Source organism: Mycobacterium sp. HUMS_12744610, assembly GCF_041206865.1.
GTDB lineage: Bacteria > Actinomycetota > Actinomycetes > Mycobacteriales > Mycobacteriaceae > Mycobacterium > Mycobacterium servetii.
The window spans coordinates 735,139-759,137 of sequence record NZ_JBGEDP010000001.1 but is presented as its reverse complement, the minus strand read 5'-3'; the positions used below and the strand labels follow the sequence as shown (position 1 = coordinate 759,137).

Annotated in this window: 22 protein-coding genes and 2 pseudogenes; 13 read left to right on the top strand and 11 right to left on the bottom strand. The window is 65.7% G+C overall.

The features are described from left to right. Positions 1 to 21 precede the first annotated feature (21 nt). The 6 genes and pseudogenes from AB8998_RS03865 to AB8998_RS03840 all read right to left on the bottom strand — a co-directional run. Entirely contained in the window at positions 22 to 642 is a 621-nt protein-coding gene (locus AB8998_RS03865) for a hypothetical protein (protein ID WP_007172196.1), read from the bottom strand. Between the two features lie 848 nt (positions 643 to 1,490). Beyond that, positions 1,491 to 1,817 (bottom strand): helix-turn-helix domain-containing protein, encoded by a 327-nt coding sequence (locus tag AB8998_RS03860; RefSeq protein ID WP_007172195.1) that lies wholly within the window; start codon positions 1,815 to 1,817, stop codon positions 1,491 to 1,493. Positions 1,818 to 2,042: 225 nt separating this feature from the next. Further along, on the bottom strand, positions 2,043 to 2,483 hold the full coding sequence (locus AB8998_RS03855; RefSeq protein ID WP_007172194.1) for a DUF6262 family protein: 441 nt from the start codon (positions 2,481 to 2,483) through the stop codon (positions 2,043 to 2,045). Beyond that, on the bottom strand, positions 2,473 to 4,728 hold the full coding sequence (locus AB8998_RS03850) for a tyrosine-type recombinase/integrase (protein WP_007172193.1): 2,256 nt from the start codon (positions 4,726 to 4,728) through the stop codon (positions 2,473 to 2,475). The genes AB8998_RS03855 and AB8998_RS03850 overlap by 11 nt, the downstream gene beginning before the upstream one ends. Further along, complete coding sequence (locus tag AB8998_RS03845; protein WP_007172192.1) at positions 4,725 to 5,834, bottom strand: tyrosine-type recombinase/integrase; 1,110 nt, start codon at positions 5,832 to 5,834, stop codon at positions 4,725 to 4,727. The genes AB8998_RS03850 and AB8998_RS03845 overlap by 4 nt, the downstream gene beginning before the upstream one ends. Next, positions 5,794 to 6,361, bottom strand: a pseudogene (locus AB8998_RS03840) (tyrosine-type recombinase/integrase); the annotation flags it as partial. The pseudogene AB8998_RS03840 and the gene AB8998_RS03845, both read right to left, overlap by 41 nt. A 150-nt stretch (positions 6,362 to 6,511) precedes the next feature. On the opposite strand from AB8998_RS03840, the gene AB8998_RS03835 reads away from it, so the two are divergent. From AB8998_RS03835 to AB8998_RS03785, 11 genes are all read left to right on the top strand, one after another. Next, positions 6,512 to 6,775, top strand: a complete 264-nt coding sequence (locus AB8998_RS03835) for a hypothetical protein (RefSeq protein ID WP_225325868.1) — start codon at positions 6,512 to 6,514, stop codon at positions 6,773 to 6,775. Next, positions 6,744 to 7,676, top strand: a complete 933-nt coding sequence (locus AB8998_RS03830; protein ID WP_007172190.1) for a tyrosine-type recombinase/integrase — start codon at positions 6,744 to 6,746, stop codon at positions 7,674 to 7,676. Before AB8998_RS03835 ends, AB8998_RS03830 begins: the two co-directional genes overlap by 32 nt. Beyond that, positions 7,673 to 8,896 carry a hypothetical protein gene (locus tag AB8998_RS03825; RefSeq protein WP_007172189.1) on the top strand — a complete coding sequence of 408 codons (1,224 nt, stop codon included), beginning with the start codon at positions 7,673 to 7,675 and terminating at the stop codon, positions 8,894 to 8,896. The genes AB8998_RS03830 and AB8998_RS03825 overlap by 4 nt, the downstream gene beginning before the upstream one ends. Beyond that, on the top strand, positions 8,893 to 9,522 hold the full coding sequence (locus AB8998_RS03820; protein ID WP_007172188.1) for a hypothetical protein: 630 nt from the start codon (positions 8,893 to 8,895) through the stop codon (positions 9,520 to 9,522). Before AB8998_RS03825 ends, AB8998_RS03820 begins: the two co-directional genes overlap by 4 nt. A gap of 89 nt (positions 9,523 to 9,611) precedes the next feature. After that, a complete protein-coding gene (locus tag AB8998_RS03815; protein WP_162839945.1) occupies positions 9,612 to 11,081 on the top strand; it encodes a tyrosine-type recombinase/integrase in 1,470 nt (489 codons plus the stop codon). Further along, entirely contained in the window at positions 11,081 to 12,805 is a 1,725-nt protein-coding gene (locus tag AB8998_RS03810; protein ID WP_007172186.1) for a hypothetical protein, read from the top strand. The genes AB8998_RS03815 and AB8998_RS03810 overlap by 1 nt, the downstream gene beginning before the upstream one ends. After that, positions 12,802 to 14,058 (top strand): hypothetical protein, encoded by a 1,257-nt coding sequence (locus tag AB8998_RS03805; RefSeq protein WP_369736889.1) that lies wholly within the window; start codon positions 12,802 to 12,804, stop codon positions 14,056 to 14,058. Before AB8998_RS03810 ends, AB8998_RS03805 begins: the two co-directional genes overlap by 4 nt. A gap of 284 nt (positions 14,059 to 14,342) precedes the next feature. After that, positions 14,343 to 14,999: a hypothetical protein gene (locus tag AB8998_RS03800; protein ID WP_369736888.1), complete on the top strand. Its 657-nt coding sequence runs from the start codon at positions 14,343 to 14,345 to the stop codon at positions 14,997 to 14,999. Next, the gene (locus AB8998_RS03795) at positions 14,996 to 15,466 is read left to right on the top strand and encodes a hypothetical protein (protein ID WP_007172184.1); all 471 of its coding nucleotides are present in this window, start codon (positions 14,996 to 14,998) and stop codon (positions 15,464 to 15,466) included. Before AB8998_RS03800 ends, AB8998_RS03795 begins: the two co-directional genes overlap by 4 nt. Before the next feature lie 222 nt (positions 15,467 to 15,688). Beyond that, positions 15,689 to 16,273, top strand: a complete 585-nt coding sequence (locus AB8998_RS03790; RefSeq protein ID WP_007172183.1) for a hypothetical protein — start codon at positions 15,689 to 15,691, stop codon at positions 16,271 to 16,273. A 71-nt stretch (positions 16,274 to 16,344) separates the two neighbouring features. Further along, a complete protein-coding gene (locus AB8998_RS03785) occupies positions 16,345 to 16,863 on the top strand; it encodes a hypothetical protein (protein ID WP_073877504.1) in 519 nt (172 codons plus the stop codon). 81 nt (positions 16,864 to 16,944) lie between these two features. Here the strand turns inward: AB8998_RS03785 and AB8998_RS03780 are convergent, their stop codons facing one another. The 3 genes from AB8998_RS03780 to AB8998_RS03770 form a co-directional block, all read right to left on the bottom strand. Continuing rightward, on the bottom strand, positions 16,945 to 17,565 hold the full coding sequence (locus AB8998_RS03780; protein ID WP_225325865.1) for a hypothetical protein: 621 nt from the start codon (positions 17,563 to 17,565) through the stop codon (positions 16,945 to 16,947). 497 nt (positions 17,566 to 18,062) lie between these two features. Next, entirely contained in the window at positions 18,063 to 18,575 is a 513-nt protein-coding gene (locus tag AB8998_RS03775; protein ID WP_225325864.1) for a hypothetical protein, read from the bottom strand. 9 nt (positions 18,576 to 18,584) lie between these two features. Then, a complete protein-coding gene (locus tag AB8998_RS03770) occupies positions 18,585 to 19,097 on the bottom strand; it encodes a hypothetical protein (protein WP_007172179.1) in 513 nt (170 codons plus the stop codon). Between the two features lie 188 nt (positions 19,098 to 19,285). Between AB8998_RS03770 and AB8998_RS31665 the strand changes: the two are divergent. Both AB8998_RS31665 and AB8998_RS03765 read left to right on the top strand, forming a co-directional pair. Then, positions 19,286 to 19,369: pseudogene (locus AB8998_RS31665) on the top strand (site-specific integrase); the annotation flags it as partial. Positions 19,370 to 19,485: 116 nt separating this feature from the next. After that, the gene (locus tag AB8998_RS03765; RefSeq protein ID WP_073881228.1) at positions 19,486 to 20,718 is read left to right on the top strand and encodes an IS256 family transposase; all 1,233 of its coding nucleotides are present in this window, start codon (positions 19,486 to 19,488) and stop codon (positions 20,716 to 20,718) included. 1,267 nt (positions 20,719 to 21,985) lie between these two features. Here AB8998_RS03765 and AB8998_RS03760 read toward each other — a convergent pair. Together AB8998_RS03760 and AB8998_RS03755 are read right to left on the bottom strand one after the other, a co-directional pair. Continuing rightward, positions 21,986 to 22,192, bottom strand: a complete 207-nt coding sequence (locus AB8998_RS03760) for a hypothetical protein (protein ID WP_369736887.1) — start codon at positions 22,190 to 22,192, stop codon at positions 21,986 to 21,988. Between the two features lie 367 nt (positions 22,193 to 22,559). Then, complete coding sequence (locus AB8998_RS03755; protein ID WP_369736302.1) at positions 22,560 to 23,960, bottom strand: IS1380 family transposase; 1,401 nt, start codon at positions 23,958 to 23,960, stop codon at positions 22,560 to 22,562. Positions 23,961 to 23,999: the final 39 nt, after the last annotated feature.

The window sequence follows — 23,999 nt, the reverse complement described above, 5'->3', positions numbered from 1 at the left end:
CGAAAAATTGGGAGACACGCCCTAGAAGCCACCCCGCCGTTGACACCCGGGATTGCTTAGTGGTTGTTTGGCTCGGCGGGCTCGGTGCAGGAGGTACCAGATGGTGTAGCTGCGGACCAGCCGTGCGTGTTCGGCGGGATAGTTGGCTAGGTGGCGATCCACCCATGGCTCGATACGTTCGAGGTATTCGTTACGCGGCGTCAATACTGCTGTGCGAACGAGGATTTCACGTACGTAGTTGACATGCCCACCGGGTGGGAGCTGATCGAGTGCGTGGTGAGTGATGGTCTGTCCGGTGCGCGCCAGATTCATGAGGAGCTCCGCGGCGGCGCTCTTGCCGAGCCAGACGGCGACGCTGCGTGGATCATTGGCGTTGGCAAGAGCGTCCGCCAGTGGCTTCAGTTGCGCCGGTATCTGGCCATCCGGCCCGGCTAAGGCGTTGTGCAGTAATTCGGCGGTGTGGCAGCGGCTACATCGATTATGCGCGCGAATACCCGGTTGACCGCAATTGGCGCAGCGGTAGTCGAGCGTGGAGCCAGAACATGGCCCGCAGATTTGGCGCTCGTCGGGGTCAAATCCGATCAGCACCGCCTGCTGGCCGCACGCCGCGCATGGTGACGGGTACATCTTCGCCTTGCGCACGCACGGTGTGCAGACAGGCCCCGCTGGCCAATGGCGGGCTACAACGCGCCGTTGTCGGCAGAACGCGCAGGTGGATTTCGAGTGTGGTGAACGTATCCCGGAATAGGTCCTCGTTGTGATGGCGCGGCAGGTGCCGCACAAGTGCGGGCCGAGGACGCTGCTGCTTTGGCGGCGCCGGGTGGCTCCGCATAATCCGCATACCCACACGGTGCTGGCTTTGGCGTAGCAGTTCGTGCAGATGCGTCCTTCCGATGCCACGTACGGGGCGCGGCGCCGTTGTCCGCATCCCGAGCAGGTGTATAGGCGCGGTGGCGCGCACGTGGGACACAGCACGCCGCCGTCGACGAGTCGACGTGCCCGGGGACGGAGGCGTCCGCAGATGCTACATTCCTTGCGCGACAACGGGTCGCGGCTGTAACAGTTCGTGCACACGGGTCCGTCGGGAAGATTGACGCGTCTGCTGACAGAGGTCTTTGCGCATCGCGCGCACGTGAACGATCGATCGAGATCTCTGCAGCGACCACAAATGCGGCCGGTCGGACCGATCGCGGTCAGAGACACGCGCTGTTGACAATTCGTACAGGCCGGCGGCTTCACCGACGCGTGGCCATCAGCCACCAGTACGTGCGTCAAGCGCATAAGCCCCCGCGGGCAGGACGCGTCCGGGTTGAGCACTCCGTCGCCATGAGCGGCCAGGTACGCGTCGACCTGATTGAGCGTTTTCGGCCGGTCGACACGAGCAGCTTTCAGGAGGCGGTCGGCATCTGCAAGCGATAGGTCGCCAAGAGCGCGGACTACGTGAGCGCGGACTCGATCCCACGCGTCGGGCCTGAAGTTCGCCGATCCTCTCATGAGCTGCGGTCAGGTCGACGCACAGTCGTGCGCCGCACCTTCGGCACCTCCCGCGGTGAGTCCCCGGCCGCCTTCTTCACCGATTGATTGACGGCTTCGATTTCGATCAGGTCGTTGGGCGAGCATTCCAAGATGTCGCACAACGCTGCCAGCACGTCCATTGAGAGCCGTTGGGGAGGCGCAGTGACCAGGCGAAACACTTGCTCTCGCGACAGGACCACGCCACGTTCGGCCAACAGCGGAACCAGATCAGTCGTCTGGTACAGCTCCCGTTGCGCCATCAGCGCCCGCAGCCGCCACTGATAACCCATCTTCTTGATCACGGTTGATCCTCCCCGACGGCAATGCCGCGTTTGGTGAGCGCTTCACGGAGCAAACGGTTGCGGTACTCGTCAGACGTGGCTATAGATCGACGTGGTGCTCGCATAGGAATGTCCGACTTGGTGTTGAATTATCTTGAGCCGCTGGCCTATTCGGGGCTTTGACCTGCGGTGTTTCGTTGTGGACGTTGTCGTCGACGTTTGAGGTGGGGTCATGGGGGAGGCCTTTCAGCAGGGACCGATCGTTATCGAGCTGAGACGTTTCCGGGGGGTGCGGGTTGACGTGGTTTCGGATGCGGTGCGCTGCTGGCCGAGTGCTCGGGCGAGTTGGTCTCGGAGCGTGCGGTTCTCCTCGGCCAATTTCCGGTTGCGCTGGTTGGCGGCTTCGAGCCTGCGTAGCAGTGAGGCGTCCGAGGTTCGTTGCCGCGCGGGGACCGGTGTCGCGGGTGCTCGACGGTGGGCAGCGCGAAGCCGTTCGATCTCAGCTCGGACGTCGGATTGCGCGTAGAGCCAGGACCGAGACACCGCCGCTGCTTGAGCCACGGCCTCGAAGGTGACCGGGCGCCCTTCGGCGTCGAGGGTCCTCAATGCCTGGATCGCCTTGGCTCGGGTGAGTTCGTGGCGTTGTCGGGCGGCGACGATGAGGTGCCGGGTGTTGTCAGCCCGCATCAGCAGAATCCAATTCCTCTGAACCGGAGTCGGTTTCGAGTGTGGTGATGATGGTGTCGAGGTTTCCCAGGACTTGTTGGTTCATCTCGACGAGGCGTAACTGACCGCGCGCCTCGGCAGCGGAGATGATCTGCAGGACTTGCTGACGGTGTTCGTGGTGTTGCGGCAGGAACTCGGGCGTAGTCACGAACATCGGACATGTCAGACAAGCATTGGCATGCGGGCAGGTCTTTTGAACTGGCAGCCCGCAGAAGCCGTTGGGCAATGCTTGGGTCACGCGCCCGAGCCGTTGCTTGGCCCAGTTCGCTTCGGCCAGTGGGCCGTCGGGGTCGATCGCAACGGTTTGGCCCCTGGCATCGACCTTGCGGGCGGACTCCCAGTGCCGGCGGACGGTGGTGTCGTGAAGGCGGGCGTAGTGAGCTGTCATCTCACCGCTGGAGTGATCGAGTAACACCCGTACGACTTCTTGCGGCACGTCCCGGTTGATCAACCGTGTTCCAAAGGTGTGCCGCCATTGGTGCGGAGTCAGATGCACTGGACGGCCGTGCTCGTCGCGGATCTCGCAGCGCGCCAGCCAGTCCCGTAGCTGGCCGCGGTAGGAGGGCGTAGTCAGCGGCCGGCGGCCGTCTGGGTTCATCTTCGGAGCGGCGAACAGCCAGGGGCTGCCGTTGGTCCAGCGGCGCAGGATCCGCTGTTGTTGCTCGGCGATGGCCTGCTCGACTTCCTCGTCGATCGGGACGAGAGCTTCGCGTTTCATCTTGCCGTTGGTGTAGCGCAGATAGGGAGCTCCGTCGCCGCCACGGATGACGCAGTCGAAGGCGATCTTGGTGGCGTCACCGACGCGCAGTCCGCAGCGCATCAGGATGATCGTGAGCAGCCGACTCTCGGGGTTGTTCCATCCGTCGAGGTTCGCGGGCTGTTCGACCTGGGCCATGATGTGCTCGGCCAGCCCGCGGGGCAGGCGTTTCGCGGGTTTGGGGAAGTCGTCGGGATAGAACGCGGCACTCGCGGGCAGGTCGTGGTCCCACTCGTGGCGGCGGATCGCGTCGAGGAACGCACCGAGCGAGCTGATGTCGCGGCTGCGGGAGTGCAGTGCCCGGGGGTCGGTGGACAGGTCGGCCAGGTAGCGCTCCAATACCGCGCGGTTGATGCCGGCCAGGCTGGTGATGTCGACCGGCGGGGACGCCAAGAAGCCGGCCAAACGCGTCACCGCCTGGACGTCGATGTAGGTCTGGTTGGGGCTGCGTCCGATGCTTAACCGCCAGCGGGCGAACCGCTTGGCCAGATCCCGCAGCCACGGTTGCGCAATGCCGTCGAAGCGCAGCCGCTTGCGGCCCTCGACGCCGAGCCGGTGCAGCTCCCACACGTCGCGCGGGAACTCGGCCTCCCACCCGCTGCCGCAGTGCAGGTCCTCCAGACAGCGATAGGCGTAACGCAGAAACGCCAGCTGTCCGTTCTGGCCGTGTTGCGCAGCGTGGTTGGCGTCGAAGAACTCGATCCAACGTGCCATCGGCCAGTCCAGCAGCGAGGCCACCCCACTGGCGGCCGTGAGTGCGATGACAGGACGCGCGACGGCAGCGGGAGTCTTGACCTGGCGTTCATCGTGCCGGCACTGCAGCGCGTACTGCATCTCCAATTTGAGCTGTCGGCGATCACCGAACGGTCGGAAGTCGAACCGGTCGTCGCCATAGGACTCGCAGAGCACGATGAACTCGTCGATGTCGGGACATCCCACCGCTGCCCATCGGGACCGATGATTGACGCAGAACGGCGACCGTCCCTGCGTCCATAGCGTGCAATAGGACAACGCGCAGACGGGATGATCGGGATCATCCACCGGAGCAACGGCAGCCAGCCATACGTCTCGGTCGGCGATGCCGGACCGTTCCCAAAACCCTTGGTGGCGTGGGCATAAACCCCGGCGAGCACCTCCGTACCGGCAGCCCTGGACGGCGCAGACCGTGAGCTCTTTGCGCCCGAGCCCTTCCGGTGCTGCAGTCGTGGCGAACACGTCGATGTCCGGGCGGCCTTCTTGCTGCCAACCGACGTAGTGGCCTTTGCAGAGCCCGCGGGTGCGCGGTTGGCGCACGCAGCCCGGCACCCGGCACGGCGCGGTGTCGAACACCAGCGCACCACGCTCGGGAACGAGGATGTCCACCCGGAACTCCGGTCGAACCGCGGCCACCAGCTTGCGCAGCAAGCCCGGAGCCGCAGCCGACGGTAGCGGCGGGACTGCCGCGGTCACCACTGCACCTCCTGCCCGGTCAGGAAGCCGGCCGCCTCCAGAGCCCGGCGGGCGTCCTCGACGGACAGATGCCCGTAAATGTCCATCGTGGTCGCGATCGAGGAGTGCCCCAGCAGCGTGCTGACGACCTCGATCGGGGTGTTCTGGCGGAGCAAACGCGTGGCGTAGGTGTGCCGATACCAGTGGGGATCGAAGTCGATGCCGGTGCTCCGGCGCAGCCGCAACACCAGGTCGTAGACCGCGGGATAGCCCCACGGGTGCCCGAACGGTTCGCCCCAGAGGTTGACGAACACGTAGTCGGAGTCCAGATCGCCGTATTCGTCGTGCAGGTAGTCGGCGTAGAGGCGGATGAGCTGCGGGCTGATCGGGATGGTGCGCGGTGTCGCCGACTTGGCGCGCGCCCTGTTGTCGTTGGATCGCGGCGCGACCGTCAACTCACCCTCGGCAGCGGCCACGTCCTCGTGACGCAGACCTAGCGCTTCACCAATCCGAATCCCTGTGTCCCACAACAACGCCCACAACAAGCGATCCCGCAGGTGGATGCAGGCATCTAGGATCGCCTGCACCTGACCGGCGGTCAGAATGGTCGGATGCTGACGCGGGGTCCGGAGCTTGATCGTGCGCCGCCGCTCCGGCTGGCCGCTGCTCAGGTGGTAGAGGAACGGCTTCCATCCCGAGCGCCGGCGCCGACCTGGGTGCAGTTCAGTGACCAAGTCGCCGAGGTCGACTCCGTGCCGGGCGTGAAACGTGTAGAGGCCGCTGATCGCCGCCAGCTTCCGGTTGACGGTTCCCGCAGAGCAGTGATGCTCAGCCGAGGGCAACAGCACCACTGCGCCAGCCCGGCCAGCCGGCGGCAGCCGCAGCCAGGACACGAACTCCCCGAGATCCTCCAATCGGACCTCGCGCCAGTTCAGGCTGCGAGCGTCGAGGAAGACGAACCAGTCCTTCAGGTCGTGCGCATAGGCCTTGACCGTGTTCGGGGACCGCTCGATGTCGGTCAGATAGGCCAGGTAGCGCTCGATTGGCTCCACCGAGCCGCCTCCGTCGCCGAGGACCGTCCAGGATTCAAGCGACGAAGTGGGCATCAGTACCCGTTGCACAAGCATCAAACCTCCGTGGAATCTGCGTGATGGACCGCTGCAGATAACCACCTCCGCCACGAAGATCGCCGCCAACGCCACGTGCGTGTTGCACGTCGTGGACACCCCTGTGCGGGCTCGAGAGAACTTGCACGAAGCGCTCCGGGTAATCGAATTCGGTCAGGTGTGTGACGTAGGGTCTGGCGCAGCGAATGCAGGTCCAGCTCCTGCGGCAACCCCGCGGCGTCACGCGCAGCCACAAAGGCCTCGTTCGCGGCGCGTCTGGAGAGACGGCCGCAACGTTCGGTGACCCATAACGCCGGATGCCGGCCCGCTCGAAAGCATGGACGAACCTCCTCCAGGTAGGACTCGAAAACCTGGACAATCCAGTCCATTTCCGGCACCGTCAGCACGACGCGTCGCTTCGGCGAACTACCGCGGGACGCTTTTCCGAATCGGACGAATACGCCGCCAAAACGCCCGTAGGACGGTAGCTTTGGATTCGATCTCAGATCCACCAGGTCTAGCCCCACCGCCTCTTGGCGCCGCAAGCCTTCTCCGGGGGTCTGCGACCTGTTGCATGACGTCGCTCGTAGTGGGTGATCTGGTGGGCGGTGCGGCGTTTCTCCGTGGGTGTGGTGCTCGTGGCTGGTAGTCGTTTCTGACTGTCGACTTGAAAGCGAGGGCCCATGCGAGCGTTTCCGGTGAGTTTGCCGTCCGGGCAACGGTATTGGACGGTGCTGGATGAGGATCTGCAGGTAGTCGGCATCGCCGATGAGTATCTGCGGCATCAGCGGTTCGGCCGCGACGGCGCGGAATCCACGACGAAGGCGTATGCACACGCGATCGCGTTGTTCCTGCGCTGGTGCGCCAGGACGGGCCGGTCCTGGCAGGCCGGTGTCGAGCAGTTCGCGTTGTTCATGACGTGGCTGGCCCATGCCGGACCGCTGGCCAGCGGGCGTCGATGACGTCGCTTCGGGAGTGGTGTTGGCCGGTCCGGGGGCCGCCCCGGCGCGGGGCCCATCGCGGATCAACGGGGTGCTCACCGCGGTGCGGGGGATGGTGGTGCACGCGGTCGCGACCGGCAACGGCTCGGCGGGTTTGGTGTCGATGCTGTACGAGGTGGCCGATGACCGAGACCTGCCGGCGGAAGCCCGCAACGACGATGGCCACCTGGCATGGCGGATGCGGGCCCGGCACCGGTTGCGGGAACCGGAAACGACGATCGATCGGGCCAGCGATGAGCAGATCGTCGCGCTGCTGCGGGCCTGCCGGTCCACGCGGGACAAGCTGATCGTGCTGCTGATGGCCAGGGGCGGGCTGCGTCGGGGCGAGGTGTGCGGGCTGCGGCGCAGTGATGTGCACCTGCTGGTGGATTCGCGCCGGTTGGGATGCGAGGTCGCTCGGGCGCATCTGCATGTGGTGCGCCGAGACGACAACCCGAACGGGGCGTGGGCCAAATCGCGCCGACAGCGGGTGGTGCCGCTGGATTTCCTTGTCGTGCAAGCATTCGACGTCTACGAGTTCGAGCGCATGCGAGTTCCGGCCGCGGCGGGTAGTGATTTCGTGTTCGTCAACCTGTTCCGCGGCCGCGTCGGCGCGCCGATGCGGCCCGACGCGATCGGCGAGCTGATGGCAGCGGTCTCCCGCCGGGCCGGATTGGACACCCCGGTCCGCCCGCACCAGCTGCGACACGCCTACGGCAGCAACGTCGTCGACGCCGGGGCCGGTATCGACGTGGTCGCTGATTTGCTCGGACACGCGGCTGTCTCCTCGTCCCAGATCTACCTGCATCCGGACGCATCTCGACTGCGGGCCGCGGTGGACGCGGTGCCCAGCCCCCGCGAACAGACCGGAGCGAGCCGGTGACCGCCGTGACGTCGGCCAGGACGATCCCGGGCGATGAGGAATCCTGCAAGTTCGCGCATGTGTTGGACGGGGCCGCCCTGAGTGGCGCGGCCACGCACCTGGCCAGGGCGCTGGACCAAGGACTGCTTGACGAGGCCGGATGGGATCCGGTGACCCGGGTGCTGTACTTGCCCGCGCAGCATCGGCTGCTCGGCCGGAAGGTGTGCCGGGTGGAACGATGCGTCGGAACCGTCCACAACGACGCCCCCGAGATCTGCCACCGATGTTTCACCAGGCTGACCGGCATGGGCATGAGCGTCGAGGACATCGCCGCTGCCGAAAGCCTGCCCGCCGCACCGGTTCCCGCGGAACGCTGCGCCGTCCCGCAGTGCCGGTGCACGCCGACGGTGCGGGACGCGGTGATGTGTGAACCGCACGCCCAACAGTTCCGGGGCAGGCGCATCCCGATCTCGCTGGAACAGTTCGTGAGCGATCCGCGAGTGCGGCCAAGGCCGCCGCTGCCGGCATGCCTGGTGCCGGCGTGCACCCGCACGGCCGACGGCGCGATCGGCTACTGCACGACCCACTATCAGCGATGGAGCGTGGACCAGCAAGAGCATGCCGAACTCGATGAACAGTGGTGGCGGGTCCGGGAATCGGGCGTGGCCGAGCCGGGGCAGGTCAACCTGCGGGCGCTGCCTTCCCTGGTAGTTGTGGAAGTGCTGACGGGCTTGCAGACCCGTGTTAGGGATGGCTTGCGGCTCACCGACGTTGTGCTGCGAGCGGTCTGCGACACGCTGCGTCGCCACCAGGTCGGCTCGATCCACGACTGCGATCCGGGCCTGGCTCCCGGCAAGCGTGCACGCTCGGTGCTGGCCTCGTTCGCCCGCGACGCCCGCCGCGTGTTGGCCGATCCGGGTGTCGAGCAGGATAAGGACCGCTGGGATCTGGCGATCTTCGGTACCCCGGCACGCTGTCGTTCACCAAGATCACCCAGCCCTGGCTGGCCGGGGCCGCGAAGCGGTGGGCTGCCGAGCAACTGCCCCAGCACCGCGGCAGCGGCGCCTCTCGCGTTCGCGGCAAGATCAACAGCATCGGGCTGCTGTCCGAGCACTTGCATCGCCGACCCGATCACGGGCTTGACCCGACCGCGCTGGGCCGGACCGACTTGGAGGGATTCCTCAACCGGCTCGGCCATCTGGAGTTCACCGGCCAGATCGGTCGCTACCGCCGCAACATGATCTGCCGTGACATGCGGCAGGTGTTGGCCGGGATCCGATCCCTGGGGCTGACGAGAACCGGACGGCCGGCGGCCGGGTTGCCCGGCGACTGCGCCATCGAACGCGCCGACATCCCCGCCGACCCCGAACGCGGCGAGCCCGGCCGATGCCTGCCACCGGAGATCATGGCCGTCCTGTGCGCCAACCTCGACTCCCTCGAACCCGTCGAGGTCAGGGTCGCCACCCAGATCGGCATCGACACCGGCCGCCGCCCCGAGGACATCCTCAATCTGCCGCTGGATTGCCTGGCCCGCGACAAAGACGGCGGCGACGTACTGGTCTACGACAACATCAAAGCCAACCGGCTCGGCCGACGGCTGCCGATCAGCACGGCCACCGCCGCGGTGATCACCGGCCAACAACAACGAATCCGTCAACGCTTCCCCCACACCCTGGCCGCGAAGCTGAAGCTGCTGCCCACGCCCTATCGAAATCCCGACGGGCACAAGGCAATCAGCAGAACCACCCTGCAGGCGCGCCACCGCGACTGGGTGGCCGACCTGCCGACACTGCGCACCCGCGATGGAGTCGAGTTTGACATGACCAAGATCGTGCCCTACGCCTACCGGCACATTGTCCCCGCTTAGTTCCCGTGTTGCGATTGGCCTGAAAGGCCCGGGCGTGCTCGGCGTTTCTGCTTTGGTGAGGCCGTGTGGTGTTTGTATGGTCTCCAGTCGTGATCTTGAGCTTTTTCTCGTCGCAGGGCTGGCAGTCCTGGGGTGTCGAGCACCGGCCGGTGATCCCAGAGGGGATGCCGGTGCTGATCGATGACGACTTGCTGTTCGAGGACGGCCCGGCCGTGCCGCGGCCGACGACGGTGATCAATCGGTGGTTGCGGCTGCTTCCGGCCAGCGGGGCTCCGGCGCCGAGTTCGTGGGAGAACTACGCGCGGGCGGTCAAGGAATGGACGGAATTCCTCGCCGAACACGGTGTGGGCCTGTTCGATTCGCGAGACCGGCTCAAGGCAGGGCTGAGCCGATACGCCGAGCACCGCGCCGCCGGAGCAATCCGGGCGAGATTCGCGGCGACCACGTGGGCGCAGCACATGAGCATCCTGTCGCTGTTCTACCGGTGGGCGATGGACGAGGGATACGCCGAGGCGGAGCCGTTCACCTACCGATCCGCGCGAGCGGTCTTCGCCGGCACCGGCCGCGATGTCCGGGTGAACTTGGCGGTGCGCCGCACCCCGAAACCGCATGTGACCATCAAGTATTTGGAGCCGGACTTCACCGACCTGTTCCGGAAGGGGTTGCGCGGTTTGGCGCCGGATGGCACCCGCGACACCGGGTTCGCGGGCCGGGAGATGACCCGCAACGCCGCGATCGGGGACCTCGCGCTGGCGACCGGGTTGCGGCTGGGCGAGTTCACACATCTGCTGCCGTGGGAAATCCCGGCTCTGCCGCCGGCGCCGACGGTGATCCCGATCCCGTTTCCGGTGCCTGCGGGAATCACCAAGGGCCGCAAGTTCAGAACCACCTGGATCTCCTACGACGCCTTGGCCGGGCTGCACGACTACCTGCAGCTCGACCGCGCTGCCGTCACCGACGGATCGGCCTGGCGGCCACCACGACGCCGGGGCGAACCGCTGCAGGTCACCGAACCGGACGCCCGTGGCGGCCGGATCAACGGCGTCCGCCGGTCCTGGGAGTCGCTCACCCCGGCCGAGCGACGGCGGCTGGTGGCACCCGAGGGCGGGTCGTGCCTGCTAGCGGTGAAGGGTGATGGTGGCCCGTTCACGGCGTGGGCGACGGTGTTCGAACGCACCTCCGACCGGATCCGCGCACGGTTCGAACCACGGTTCCCGCACGTCCACCCGCACCGACTCCGCCACTCGTTCTCGATGCAGACGCTGGAATATCTGGTGACCGGCTATTACCGACAGGCAGCGAAGCTGGTATGCGACACCGACGCCGACGCAGCGCTGGTGTTCTACCTGACCAAGGCCGACCCGCTGCTGGTGCTGCGCGATTTGCTCGGGCATTCCACGGTTCTGACGACCGAGAAATACCTGAAACGTCTTGATACGACGCGGATTTACCGGCAAGCCTACGAAACCGCCGGAGCCGCAGCGGGACTCACCGAGGATACCGCCGCACAGCGGGAAGCCGACGCCGAGTTCGACGACGACACCGAAGAGGAGCTGTGATGCCGACGACGGTGCTCGATGATCCGCTGCGTTTGGCCTGCGTGTTCAGCGACGGCAGCAGAGCTGCATTCGATCTCACGGGGTTGCCGAACCCCGGGTTGGTGCGTGATCTGGCCACCGGGTTGGTGGAGCTGATCCATCCTCACGGCAGCGTCGATACTGCTGGCACCGTCGACCAGTACGTGCGTGGGTTGCACAGGATGGTGCGAACACTTTCTGATCAGGGTTTCACCGGCGGTGTCGGCGATCTGCGGCGCGGACAGCTGGCGCAGTTCTGGATGGCGGGCCCGAACTGGCTGGAGGCGCTGACTCGGTACTTGGTGGAAGGTTATGCGCGATCCGGCGGCCGTCTCGGCGAGGGGGTGCTGGAGCTGGCCGCAGGGCGGCACTTCAACATTCAGCGCAATCGGCGCCCGTTGCCGCCCTATTCCGAGGGCGCATGGCAGCGGCTGACCATGGCCTGCCGACAGCAGGTCGACGACTCCTACGCGGCACATCGGCGCGCGCTGGCGTCCGCCGCCGGAGGGCGGCATCCGGGCACGGGTGCGTGGACTCATCAGAACTTCTGCTGGCTGTTGTCGACACTCGGCCCGCTTGGCAGCAGCGAAGCTGCTGAGGAAATTGGCATGTCCATCAACGTTTTCCGTCATCGAGGAGTCATCGCTGTCTTCCACGAGGCTGCGCTGGCGATGTTCCCGCATCTCGAGGTCGTGATCGCCTACCGGCTGCTGTTCGGGATCTATTCCGGCATCGTCCCCGACGGCATCGCCGACTTGGACATCGGGGACATCGACTGGGCCGGGGATTCGACTGTTCTGCTGTCCTATATCAAACGGCGCACCGCCGCCGAGAGCGCGACGTTGCCGCGGCCGGCGGTGCGGTTGCTCGAGCAGTGGCTGGCGCACTCGGCGCTGTTGCGCAGCTTCGTGCCGCCGGACGAGCGCACCACGCTGTGGTTGGGGATGAGCCAGCCCGGCTACTCCCGCCGCCTCGATGACGTGAACCGGTCCGCGATTGGCCGGTGGATGCGCCGCCATGGCATCGTCGGCGACGACGGTCAGCCGATGAAACTGCACCGGTCCCGCATCCGCACCACCCATCACGCGATGCGGGACAAGAAGTCCTGGACCGGGAATGCGCGCGCCACGATCGACCCGAACCACACGCCCGCGGTCGAGGGTGACCACTACCTGTCGGCGACGACTCCCGGTCAACGCCACGCCGTCGAGACGATCATCGCCGACGCCCAGCACGACATCCTCCGCCGCGCGCACCCTCCGGCCGTGATCACCGAGGAAGACGCGGCGGCGCTCGCCGAGGGTTACCCGCAGCTGCTGGCGGTGATGAAGCTCGACGAAGGCGTGCTCGCCGAGCTGGTCGGTGGCGCGCGGGATGTGTTCACCGCAGCCTGCGCCGATCAGCTGGCCGGGTTACACGGGCCGGCAGGCAAACCATGCCCGGCACGTCCCTGGGTCTGCCTGCTCTGCCCGCTGGCGGTGTTCGCTCCGCGGCACGCAGTGAACCTGCTGCGGCTCAAGGCATTCTTCTCGCGCCAGTGGCAGCAGATGCCCGCCGCCCACTTCATGACCGTCTTCGGCCCCTACGCCGCCCGGATCGACCAGATCCTCGACCGCTTCGACCCCGCCGAACTCGCTGTCGCAGCCGCACGCGTCACCGACAGCGACGACGAAATCCCCTTGCGCCCAGAGGAACGCACCGCATGACGAGCACAATCGCGACCGCAGCACCCGGCGTTCAACCACGGTCGCCGTTCACCGGCGCGGACATCTGCCGCGACGCCGGGCTCACGCTGCCGGGCGGCACGCCACGACCGGTATTCGACGACGACCTGTGGGATTTCACCGACGTGGTCGGGCTCCCGGTCCAAATGGCCCTTTACCGACGCCGATTCGACTTCACCACCATCACCGACACCCGCTGGCGGCTGGTCGCCAAGGAGCTGATCCTGGCGCTGCTGGCCCCGAATCACAATGCCGTGGTCCGTCTGCCACGCGCCTACCGCACCCCACTGCATCTGACCAGCTGCTACAGCCGCCTCTACGAGGCCGGCAAGTTCTTCGGCTGGCTCGATCAGCGGGGCATCACTGCCCTCACCGAGCTCGACACCCACCTCTGCGAGGAATACCTGGCGTTCCGACGCTACGTGATCGACCCCGACGGCGTCATCGTTGGCGAGCAGAGCCCAGGCGTCCGGCGCGCAGCCGCGCAGATGATCGTCGATCTGGTCGACTACCGTGACCTGTTCACCGCCGACCGGGTTCCGGCCGATCTGCGCCCCTGGGGCGGCGCAACAGCATCCGCGGTCGCCGAAATGCCTTCTGGTCGCGACGGAAACAAGACACCTGCCGTTCCTGCCGAAGTGCTGCAGCCGATGCTGGCCGCGGCCCTGCACCTGGTGCAGATCCTCGGCCCGCACGTTGTCGAGCTGAACGAGCAGATCCGCAAGATCGACCGTGTCTGGGCTACCGGAGCCCCCGGGCTTCGTCACGGCTCCCCGGCGATGGTCAGCGACATCACGATGCTGCTGGCCGACCACAGGGCGACCGACACACCGCTGCCGATGCTCGAAGAACACGACGTCAACCGCAGACTCAAGGCTGGCTGGGACGCGAACGACCCGCTGCTGCCGGTCTCCACCGGGACCCTGGCGCGGCAGGCCGGATACGTCCAGTTCTGGGCGAAATGGATGCCCACACTGCGCAAACCGCTGATCGACACCCTCAACACCGTCGGAGTCGAGAAGATCTTCGGCCGCAACGCCGCCGAAGTCCCGGCCGCCGATGGTGCGACCTTGCTGCCTTGGACACTGCCAGTGCACCGGTCCGAAGCGGTCGCCATGGTCGGCATCGCCCGCACCGCAGCGATCGTTGTCCTGGCTGGCGCGTCCGGAATGCGGGCCAGTGAGCTGATGGAACTGCGGGTCGGCTGCCGGTCGAGGAACCGATCTCCGGCCTGAAGTGCTATCGCATCGCCAGCAAAATCATCAAAGGTCAGGGCCTCGGCGGCACCGACGACGAATGGGTCGTCATCGAACCGGTCCACCGCGCGATCGAACTCATCGAGCAGCTCCACGACGACCCGCGTGACGGTGTTCTCCTGCTGTCCCGGTTCAGCTTCCGAGTCCGCTACCTCTGGTTCCGCGCCTGGGTGAATTCCCCGGCCGGAGCCCGTCTCGGACTCGTCCCGATCCCCGACGAACCAGTAGCACTGCGTATGCTCAGAAGAACGGTTGCCCTGGAGATGGCTTACCGGCCTGGCGGTGTCCTCGCCGCAAAACTGCACCTCAAACATATCGCCGCGGCGACAACGGAAGGCTACGCGGCTCGACCGGGCGGCGCTCAAGCAGAGTTGCTGGCCGAGGTCAACAAGCTCGAGGCCGACCACATACTCAAGCTCGTGCTGGCCGAGTTCCGCAACTACCAGCAAGGCATCCTGCCCGCCGGACCCGGCGCCCGCAGCCTGACCGAATTCTTCGCCACCATCGACACCGACCCGAACACCAAAGCCACTGCGGCGCCGAAGATCCAGCGCAACGACCGCGACATCCTCAACCTGCTGTCCAAACGCGCCACGGCGCTGCACCTCGGCCCAGCGAACTACTGCTGGTTCACCGACCCCTCCCGCGCGCTCTGCCTGAAACTTGCAGGCACCCTGACCGCGGACCGGCCGATGATCGGCATGTGTGACTCCGCACGCTGCCCGCAGGCCACCCACCACCAGCACCACCGGCCCGTCTGGGCCGAGCACGCCGAACGCACCAAAACCTTCCTCGGCCAACTCGGCAAAACCCGAACCGCCGAACGCGCTCGTCTGCAGGCCGACTACGACCGCGCCGTCCAGGTCATCACCAGCATCGACACTGCCACAGGAACCAGCGCACCCGAGGAACAGGCATGAGAATCACTGCCGCCCAACGCATCCACAACGAGAACCGCATCCGCGCCGCCATGGACCGGCTTCTGCGCGGCGAGATCTCACCCGGCGGCAACTGCGATATCAAGACCCTCGCACTATCAGCCGGGGTCGACCGCACCGCCTTCTACGGCACCCGGCCCTACGCACACCTACGCGCCGAATTCGAGCACCGCCTCCAGCAGCTTCAGCAGGCCGGAGAAACCCCGGACCCGAAAACCGCACAGATCGAACGCCTCAAGACGGAGGTCGAGAAGCTGAAAAACAACCTCGCCCACGTCAACTCGACAATCCAGGAGCTCACCAACTTCCGAAGCCAGGCCCTGGCCCGGATCGCTGCCCAGCACGACGAGATCCTTCGGCTCCGCACGGCCAACGACCCGGCGGCAGGCATCACCCGCCTCGCGTCGAATCGCCCGAAATACCAGCAGAGGGTAATGGGACCATGCTGACCGACCCGGCAGTGACGTCCATCACAATCGGTTTCGCGTTATCGCCACACGAACGGCGATCAGCGACGAACTCCACGCCGAGAATCGGCCACGTCAAACGCAACACGAACCCGACCGCACACAGCCACTGCGGAGACAAGCCATTCCTACGCCCAACGCCACGCCGACGCCGGCATCCCGATCGACGTCCTGGCCGAACTGCTCGATCACCGAAGCTATTCGGTGACCCGCCGCTACTACCGCATCGGCGAGGACCGCCGCCGCGACGCCGTCGACACGGTCACCACGCTCAGCTTCGACCGGCACGGCAACCGGATCTGGCGTGACGCACACGCCCTGCTGGACTCCGAGCGCGCCCGCCACGCCATCGGCGAGGTCGCCGTCCCCGACGGCACCTGCACCGAACCAACCAACGTCAAGGCCGGCGGCGGTGCCTGCCCGATCCGATTCCGCTGCGTCGGCTGCGATCACTTCCGCACCAACATCGCCTTCCTGCCCGACCTGCAGGCATACCTGGACGACCTGCTGCGCACCCGCGAACGGCTGGCCGCCACCATCGACGGAGTGGACGAATGGGCCCGCGCCGACGCCACCCCCACCGAGGAGGAGATCACCCGAATCCGGCGACTGATCAACAGGATCAAAGGCGACATCGCCGAACTCGACGACACGGAGCGAGCGCAGATCAACGACGCGGTCGCCATCGTGCGTCGTCATCGTGCGGCCCACACGGTCCCGCTCGGCATGCCCACCCTCGCCGCCACCCCACCCGCACCAGCAACCCCCGCTTCGGAGGCCACCGCATGACCACAACCACCGACACCACGTCGAATCACACACGCGCACAATCTGTCTCGTCGAGCACACGCACCCGATCGATGCTCGACGGCCGTCGCGGCGACTCGATGCGCCGACGCCGGCGCGTGCTGGCCGCGATCGACCAAGCCGCAGCCGCCGGCGACCGGCTCAGCGCGGCCGCGATCGCTCGTGCGGCCGGAGTCGACCGCACATTCCTCTATCGGTACCGCGACCTACTCGAGAAAATCCATGCGCTGCAAACAGATCCAGTCCCCGACGAACACACCGGCCCCACGGTCACCCAAGCCTCACTGCAGGCCGACCTGCTCGCCGCCCACGAACGCGCCGCCCGGCTCAACGCCCGCATCCGCCAACTCGAGCAGCGGCTCTCCCAAGCACTCGGCGAACAAACATGGCGCGAGTCCGGGCTCGACGCCCCAACCGACATCGATGCACTCCACCAACGGATCACCCATCTCGAACAGCAGGTCCTCGACCAACAACAACAACTCGACGAACGCGACGAAGACCTCGCCGCCGCCCGCGCTACCAACCGCGAACTCATGGCCCGACTCAACGCGCCAGGCCGGCCCCGCTGAAACCGCGAGTCGACTTGCACCACACCTGTTGCAGCAGATAGCATCCCAACATCAGCTTCTGAACTGCACAAACTCAGAGAATCACGCCGCTGCATCTGGTTGAGCCCCGGAGAGCAGCCCATACGCGTAGACGGTCTTCAGCAGCGTCGAGTCCCGCAACGCTGACAACGCTCCCTTGCGGTGGCGAAGTCGCGCCTGATCTACCAAGCCATCGGCGGCATCGAAGAGCTCTTGAACCTCGTCATAGCTCAGCGGGCGCCGTCCCGGCCGCCCCTCAAACTCGTTGACGTGACGCACGGTGTTCCAGTCATGCAGGATCTGTGCCGGGGCCTGCCCGAACCGCTCAGCGCACAAAGACGCCCATCCATATCGCGTGTCAGTAACGAAGTCGCCGAACAACCGCAATGCGTTTTGGTATCCCCGTACCGTCGAGTCAGCTTTTGGCTCCGCACCGGAAAGCAGTTGGGAGAAAAACGCATCCGCGTCATCTGCTTGCCACTGCCAGGGATACGTCCCGGTGAACTCGGCGAAACGGCGCACCACGCTCGCCCGCGCCTGCACCGTCGGTGGCTTGCACACCCGGGCTCGCTGCTGATCAGCCCAGCCAGACAGCATCGCGGTGAAGACCGTGGCTTCTGGATCCAACGGAAGCACTTTCGACACCAGCGACAGCGCTGCTGACCCCGGCAACTCGACGCCCACCATCCTGTTGTACTAGATGCGACAATGATGCGCCAGACGTAAGTGTCGAGACAGCACCCTTTCTGAGGTGTGATCCGATGTCCGCGGGACGCGCTTTACTGGGCGCTATACTCGCTCTCAACCGAGCAATTATGTTGCAGCAGATGCAATTCCGCTCGTCCTGCGGCAGAAGTGAGTACGGTGCATCGACCCGCAAGTGCACTGAACTAGTCCGACAAGCACCCTGTTGGCGCCAAGCGTCGCCTCACACCGCCCACAGCGCCCCGGCCAGGGTTCTTCCCAGCCCCGAGCAGTGCGCCGCAGCCGCATACGGTGAAGCAATCCGGCCGACGTGCGGGCCCGTCTTAGCCAGCGTGATACCCGGGGCCAACATCGTCGCCGTCTACTGGGCGATGCATACCGCCGTCTATCGGCTGGATCGCATCCACCCCGTTCCCACAGCAGCGCAGCACGACCGGCAGTACTCGCCGGCTAAATCACCAACAGTGCTTACACCCTCACCACAACATCGGCATATCACCGAGGCGCGCCGCCTCCACTGCGGCCCGATCCCAGCCGCGTTCCCGCAACACCGTGTGCAACGCGACCGAGCGCTCCCGCCGAGCCCATAACCCATCACTGGGAATCGACCTGCGGCCTCCTCCGCGCCGCATCCGGGCCATTCGTCGCATATTTTCACTCTGAGTGCCGATTACCACATGCTGGAATGTCGCCTCGGCCGCACAGACTTTCACGCACAGCGGGCTATCGCACTCGTGCAGGCCCAACTCGTCTGGCTGAAGGAGCACACTGAGTCGACGCGCCAGCGCGTACCGGTGCGGCCGCACGCAAATCCCTTTACCCCCACGGTAAATGAAGAACCGGCCATATCCGTCTTTACCGATAGCCCCCGTGAAAAAATCGCAGTCGTCAGCGCCGGGTCCTTGCACCACGTCGGAGTCAAAGCGCCGGCATTCGTCGGCGTGCACAACAGGATCGACCCACAGCGGCATCCCCAGATGAACACGCACGCGCCCACGCTAAACCCGGCCACCGACACCTTCGTCATGCGCCGCAGCGCCATTCGCACCTAGTGCTTGCGCCGCCGCGCCATCGTCATGCGCAGTAACGCCGTTCGCACCTAGTGCCAACGGCGCCGCGCCAGGGGCCGCCGCGCCGTTGCCCTCACCTAGTGCTTGCACCGCCGCGCCAGTGTGCGCGCTCGCCGCCTTTAACATCATCCGAACGCTACCGACTTTGACCCCAGCCAATTCCGCTATCGCCGCGAGTGATTCGCCGCGACCCTGCATTCGAGCCACCGCGATGCCGCCGGCCTGGCGGTGCGTGTGCCGACGCCGCTCTGCCTCTGCCCGAATCTCGAGGATGCGAGTTGCCTCCCACTCCTCCACGGCCGCCAGGCGACCCAGCTCAACGAGTAACGACGCCGCGTCATCGACGTTTTGCCGCTCGCACTCCACGCGTGCCTCGTTCGCTCTAAGCTGCGCCTCGCGAACCCGCCTACGCGCCGCTGATTTCGAGTTGATCGTTCCCATCGCCGCACCATACGACGAACCGGCTGTCCCGCTCTACCACACTGACCAACATCAGTGCGTCCACATTTGTCCACCACCAATGTTTCCCGATCCCCCAGTCCCACAACATAAGCCGATCCCACCCTCATGCACCACACACCAATGACCACCGGCATCAACCGTTCTGAACCACCCCAGACACCACACACCTCTTGCATACCTACGCATCGCTGTCACGACGGGCCGGCGCCGACTTGCGACTCCTGCAAAAGGCAATGGGCCACGCATCAATCAGGGAACGTCCCCGGGTGTGGTGTAAGTAGCGGCGTGTCGGTGCCGATGTAGAGGGGCCATCGCGTGAGTCTCTGTGGTGAAACGACCAAGGATCACTACCGAGAGGAACATCGCGATGGCCCTGGATCAGTCTGCCTTGTTGGAGGTGCTCGATGCACTACGCACCGCCGATGCCGGCGAGCGGGTCACTCAAGCCGCTGAGGTCATCTATCAGGCGCTGATCGATGCGGAGTTGACCGCGGTGATCGGCGCCGGCCCGCACGAGCGCACCGAGACCCGCACCAATCAGCGCAATGGCTCACGCCCACGCACGCTGACCACGATCGCCGGGGACCTGGAATTACGCATCCCCAAGTTGCGGTCGGGGTCGTTCTTCCCGGCACTGCTGGAACGCCGCCGCCGCGTCGATCAATGCCTGTTCGCGGTGGTGATGGAGGCCTACCTGCACGGCACCTCCACCCGCAAGGTCGATGATCTGGTCAAGGCGCTGGGCGCTGATACCGGGATCTCCAAAAGCGAGGTCTCGCGGATCTGCAAGGACCTCGACACCGAAGTCGCCGCCTTCCGCGACCGGCCCCTGGCCGAGCAACCCTTCCCCTACGTCTTCCTCGACGCCACCTACTGCAAGGCCCGCGTGAATCACCGGGTGGTATCCCAGGCGGTGGTCATCGCCACCGGAGTGGCCGCCGACGGGCGCCGCGAAGTGCTGGGCTTCGAGGTCGGCGACAGCGAGGACGGGGCATTCTGGACGGCGTTTTTGCGGTCGCTGAAATCCCGCGGCCTGGCCGGGGTGCAGCTGGTCATCTCCGATGCCCACGCTGGACTACGCGCCGCGATCGACGCGGTACTGATCGGAGCCAGTTGGCAACGATGCCGGGTGCATTTCCTGCGCAACGTGCTCGCCCAGATCCCCAAGGGCTCCGCGGAAATGGTCGCCGCGGCGATCCGCACCATCTTCGCCCAACCCGACGCTGAACATGTCCGCGAGCAGCTCGACACCATCGCCGGCATGCTCGGCCGGCAATTCCCCAAGGTCGAGACCATGCTGCGCCAGGCCGCCGACGACATCACCGCGTTCGCCGATTTCCCGGCGGCGCACTGGAAGAAAATCTGGTCCACCAACCCACTGGAGCGGCTCAACAAGGAGATCAAACGCCGCACCGATGTCGTCGGGGTGTTCCCCAACCCCGCCGCCCTGCTCCGGCTGGCCGGCTCCGTGCTTGTCGAAGCCCACGACGAATGGCAAGTCGCCGACAAGCGCTACCTCTCCGAAACCAGCCTCGCCCTCCTCAACGCCAGCGACAAGAACGCCGAAACGATTGCCCCCACAGCAGCTCTCACGGCATAGTGAACAACCGCAGAGCCTCACGCGAACACGCGAATGCTCTTACACCACTCCACGGGACGTGACCCATCAATCACCGTGACCGCACACACCTACGCGGATCTCTTCGACGACGAGCTTGACGACATCGCAACCGCGCTTGACTCGCTCGACGATACTTTTCGTGCGGGCCGCAGCTGATCCGGTTTGGCCCTGTTTCGTCCCATTTCTCAGGGATCGAGGCGGCGGCAAGGCTGTCTGGCAATCGCACGGGAAGGGAGACCCAATCGTTAGACCCCGGCCTCAAGCCAGGTTGGCGAGGCCGGGGCCATTCGACTAGAGCGCAGACCGGGAGGTCATCCCCAACGCTGGTCCCGAAGCCGTTTGTTTAACCGGCCGCATCGGAGCGCACTTCATCAAGTGTAAAGGACTCAAACCCAATTGAGCGGAGGCCACACGCCCCCGCTGAACACAGCCGACCCCGGGGTTATGCGACCCGAGATTTGCACAAGGACTCGCAGGTGCCACGGAGCGAGGGGTCCATTGTTCTGAAGCAGCTGCGCGCCGCCGCCTCCGGCTCGCACTTGTCGGGCATAGTCAACAAGGAGGTCTGGTACCCATCCGATGGCTGCGCCTTCTGACGTCGTGAGCAGCAATGCCCGCGGGTTCGCCTCATTGCTGTCGTCATCGGCCAGCGTCAGCCTGTTGCCTCCGGCGAGTGCGTTCGCAACGGCCGCGGTACCAAATTGCCGTGTCGCGTAGCTGGTTCCGCGCGCCAAGAAAACAGTCTTGGTGGCACCGTCATCCGCGACGATCGGCGCCTCTGCGAGGTAGACGCTGTCGCCTTTTTGTTCTCCACCGCTACGGCTAAGGATGTCAAGCCGCGAGACCTCGAGCGGGAGACCTAGCCAACGAACATACTGTGGGAAGTCGGATCGCTTGCGATCCATCACTCGCAGGTCAAAGAAAGGCCACAGTCGGGCAGATTCGTATACGCGGTCGAGATCCGGGAACCCAACAAATGGACGAAAGCCGGGGACGGATTTCTTAAGGTCCGCAAGGTACTGGAATCGATAGCCTTTGGCACCGTGGTCTAGTACGGCCACCGGCGTAATTAAGCGTCGCCGCCGGTTCCGCCATGCGACAGCGAAGCGTCGCGTGGCCATTGACGTCCGCGATAACAGCAATTCAGGCGAGGACATCGAGCAACCTCTCTCGATTAATCTTGACGAGTTCGACCGTGAAACGGTGCGCAGTCTCCGTCATCCCTGGGGCAGAAGCAAATAGGTCCTCAACGGTCCCGCCGTTCAAGCGACAGTATCCGTTCACGCCAGTCGCGGGTGCTCGGTCCACAGAGTCTGATGGCGTCGCCTGCCAGGTCCACGAGTGTCTGCCAACGCGTGCCCTTGCGATGCTCAAATCGGCTCGCGTGCCCACGTTCTGCCCATTTCATCACTGTTCCGTCGCGTAAGTGCTCGGCGCGCAGTTCGTCGCTCAACGTAAAGCCGAGGCTAGCTGCGTGGTCGAAAGAGGGGCACAACGCCTCAGGCTCGGATACGTCCGGCGGCGGCACAAGGACGGCCCAGTTGCGGTCGTGGCGATCTCCTTGCGCGATCAACGCGTCAAACAGGAGATATCCTGCGAACGCATCGAAAGCCCGAAACGACGTAGGCATCGATGAGCCTGGCCTCAGAATTTCACGGTGGCCCGGGTTCTGCTGTGGCGGTCTGCGGGGCGGCAGCTTTGTCGAGGTTTTGAGGCTGGGGGTAGGCGGCGGCGCCGCGTGTCGTGCGGTGACGCCGGGTCCTTTATCCCGGGGGTGGTTACTCCTTTCTTGGGGTCGAGAGGGCATAGGGGCCTGTGGGTCAGGGTATGGCGCGGACCCTGTTGAGGGCGTCGGCGAATTCTTGTGCCCAGGGCCAGGTTTGGGGGATCCGCAGGATCAGGTAGCGGGATCGTTTGATCAGCCGGGCCGCGGCGTGCAGCAGCCGGTAGCGCAGGGTGGCGGGTTCGGCTTTGGCCAGTGGGCCGTCCAGGAGTAGCAGTCGCATCCAGCACAGCAGGTCGATGGCGATCGCGACGGCGGTGACCCAAGCGGTGTTGATGGCGAACGAGTGTGAGGGCCAGCGGGCCAGGCCGGTGTCTTTGCCGGTGCGGATGAAGCCCTCCACCCGGGCGTGGACGCGGTGGCGGGCTTCCAGTCGCTGGGGTTGTCCACCGGCAGTCGAGGTGGCGAGGACCTGGTAGCGGTAGCCGGCCAGCTGCTCGAACAATGACAACTGGGTGCCGTGTTCGATTTCTTCGCGCCGCACCAGGATGCGCATGCCGGCCGGCCAGCCGACCAGCCGATCCCCTCCGGTGCTGTGGCGCAGCAGCCCGGTCAACTCGGCGACCTGGGCGTCGTCACGGGCCGCTCCGGTGGCATCCAGTGCGGCTTGCCATCCCGCATCGGGCATCTGGCCGATCGCGACCCGGACCCGCTCATCGAGGTCGAATCCGACCGAGTAGCCCACTGACATCCCCGGCCGGGCATTGAGTTTCTCCAGGTGTTCGACGACGGCGTGGCTTGAACCCGCGCCGTCGATGGTGACCAGCAACTTGCGGCGCCACTTGGCCGGGATCGCCGCGATCGCGGCGTCGATGATCGCGATATGATCGGCCGCGGTGTTCGAGCCGGCGTTGCCTGCACGGGCGATCACCGCCAGCAGTTCGCCGGTGTTGTCACACCACGCCAACAGCGGGTGGAAGCCAAACCCGCCTTTGAAATTGCCTGCGGCGTGCTGCTTATCGCTGTGCGACTGAATCAGCGACGCGTCGATGCGGATCACGATCGTGTCCCCGAGGTCCCCATAGCAGGTCTGCGAAGCCGGGATCGCACCGTGGCGGGCCTCGATCGCCTCCCACACCCGAGAGCGGACCTTGTTGCGCACGGCCGTGACCTCGGTGATGCTCTGCTCGTCGATCTCGCCCAGGGACCGCCACATCGTCGGAACCGACGCCACCGCCTGAAACAACCGGTGCTGATCGCGCAGCACCGCGGTGCCGGCCAGGTTCTGCGCGCCGCCGGCGATCGATACCGCCACATCGCGCAACACCGCGCCTCGGTCGTGGGTGACTTCTGGGCGCGACAGCACCGACGACAAACCGCTGGTCAAACCCAGATTGTCGGCCAGCAACCGGGGTATCACGTTACCGGCGTGCCCGACCACGTCGTCGCCACGGACCTCAACTCGGACATTCTTCGACCAATCCGTAGTAGCCTGCATCTGACAGGTGCACTCCCATCCTGGATAACCGAGCCTCGA

Excerpts from the sequence above, each read along its gene's own strand:
- AB8998_RS03795 (WP_007172184.1), top strand. The coding sequence starts at position 14,996 with ATGAGAATCACTGCCGCCCAACGCATCCACAACGAGAACCGCATCCGC.
- AB8998_RS03845 (WP_007172192.1), bottom strand. The coding sequence starts at position 5,834 with ATGCTTGTGCAACGGGTACTGATGCCCACTTCGTCGCTTGAATCCTGG.
- AB8998_RS03785 (WP_073877504.1), top strand. The coding sequence starts at position 16,345 with ATGCTCGACGGCCGTCGCGGCGACTCGATGCGCCGACGCCGGCGCGTG.
- AB8998_RS03810 (WP_007172186.1), top strand. The coding sequence starts at position 11,081 with ATGCCGACGACGGTGCTCGATGATCCGCTGCGTTTGGCCTGCGTGTTC.
- AB8998_RS03805 (WP_369736889.1), top strand. The coding sequence starts at position 12,802 with ATGACGAGCACAATCGCGACCGCAGCACCCGGCGTTCAACCACGGTCG.
- AB8998_RS03800 (WP_369736888.1), top strand. The coding sequence starts at position 14,343 with ATGGCTTACCGGCCTGGCGGTGTCCTCGCCGCAAAACTGCACCTCAAA.
- AB8998_RS03830 (WP_007172190.1), top strand. The coding sequence starts at position 6,744 with ATGCCGGACCGCTGGCCAGCGGGCGTCGATGACGTCGCTTCGGGAGTG.
- AB8998_RS03820 (WP_007172188.1), top strand. The coding sequence starts at position 8,893 with ATGATCTGCCGTGACATGCGGCAGGTGTTGGCCGGGATCCGATCCCTG.
- AB8998_RS03755 (WP_369736302.1), bottom strand. The coding sequence starts at position 23,960 with ATGCAGGCTACTACGGATTGGTCGAAGAATGTCCGAGTTGAGGTCCGT.
- AB8998_RS03855 (WP_007172194.1), bottom strand. The coding sequence starts at position 2,483 with ATGCGGGCTGACAACACCCGGCACCTCATCGTCGCCGCCCGACAACGC.
- AB8998_RS03765 (WP_073881228.1), top strand. The coding sequence starts at position 19,486 with ATGGCCCTGGATCAGTCTGCCTTGTTGGAGGTGCTCGATGCACTACGC.
- AB8998_RS03770 (WP_007172179.1), bottom strand. The coding sequence starts at position 19,097 with ATGGGAACGATCAACTCGAAATCAGCGGCGCGTAGGCGGGTTCGCGAG.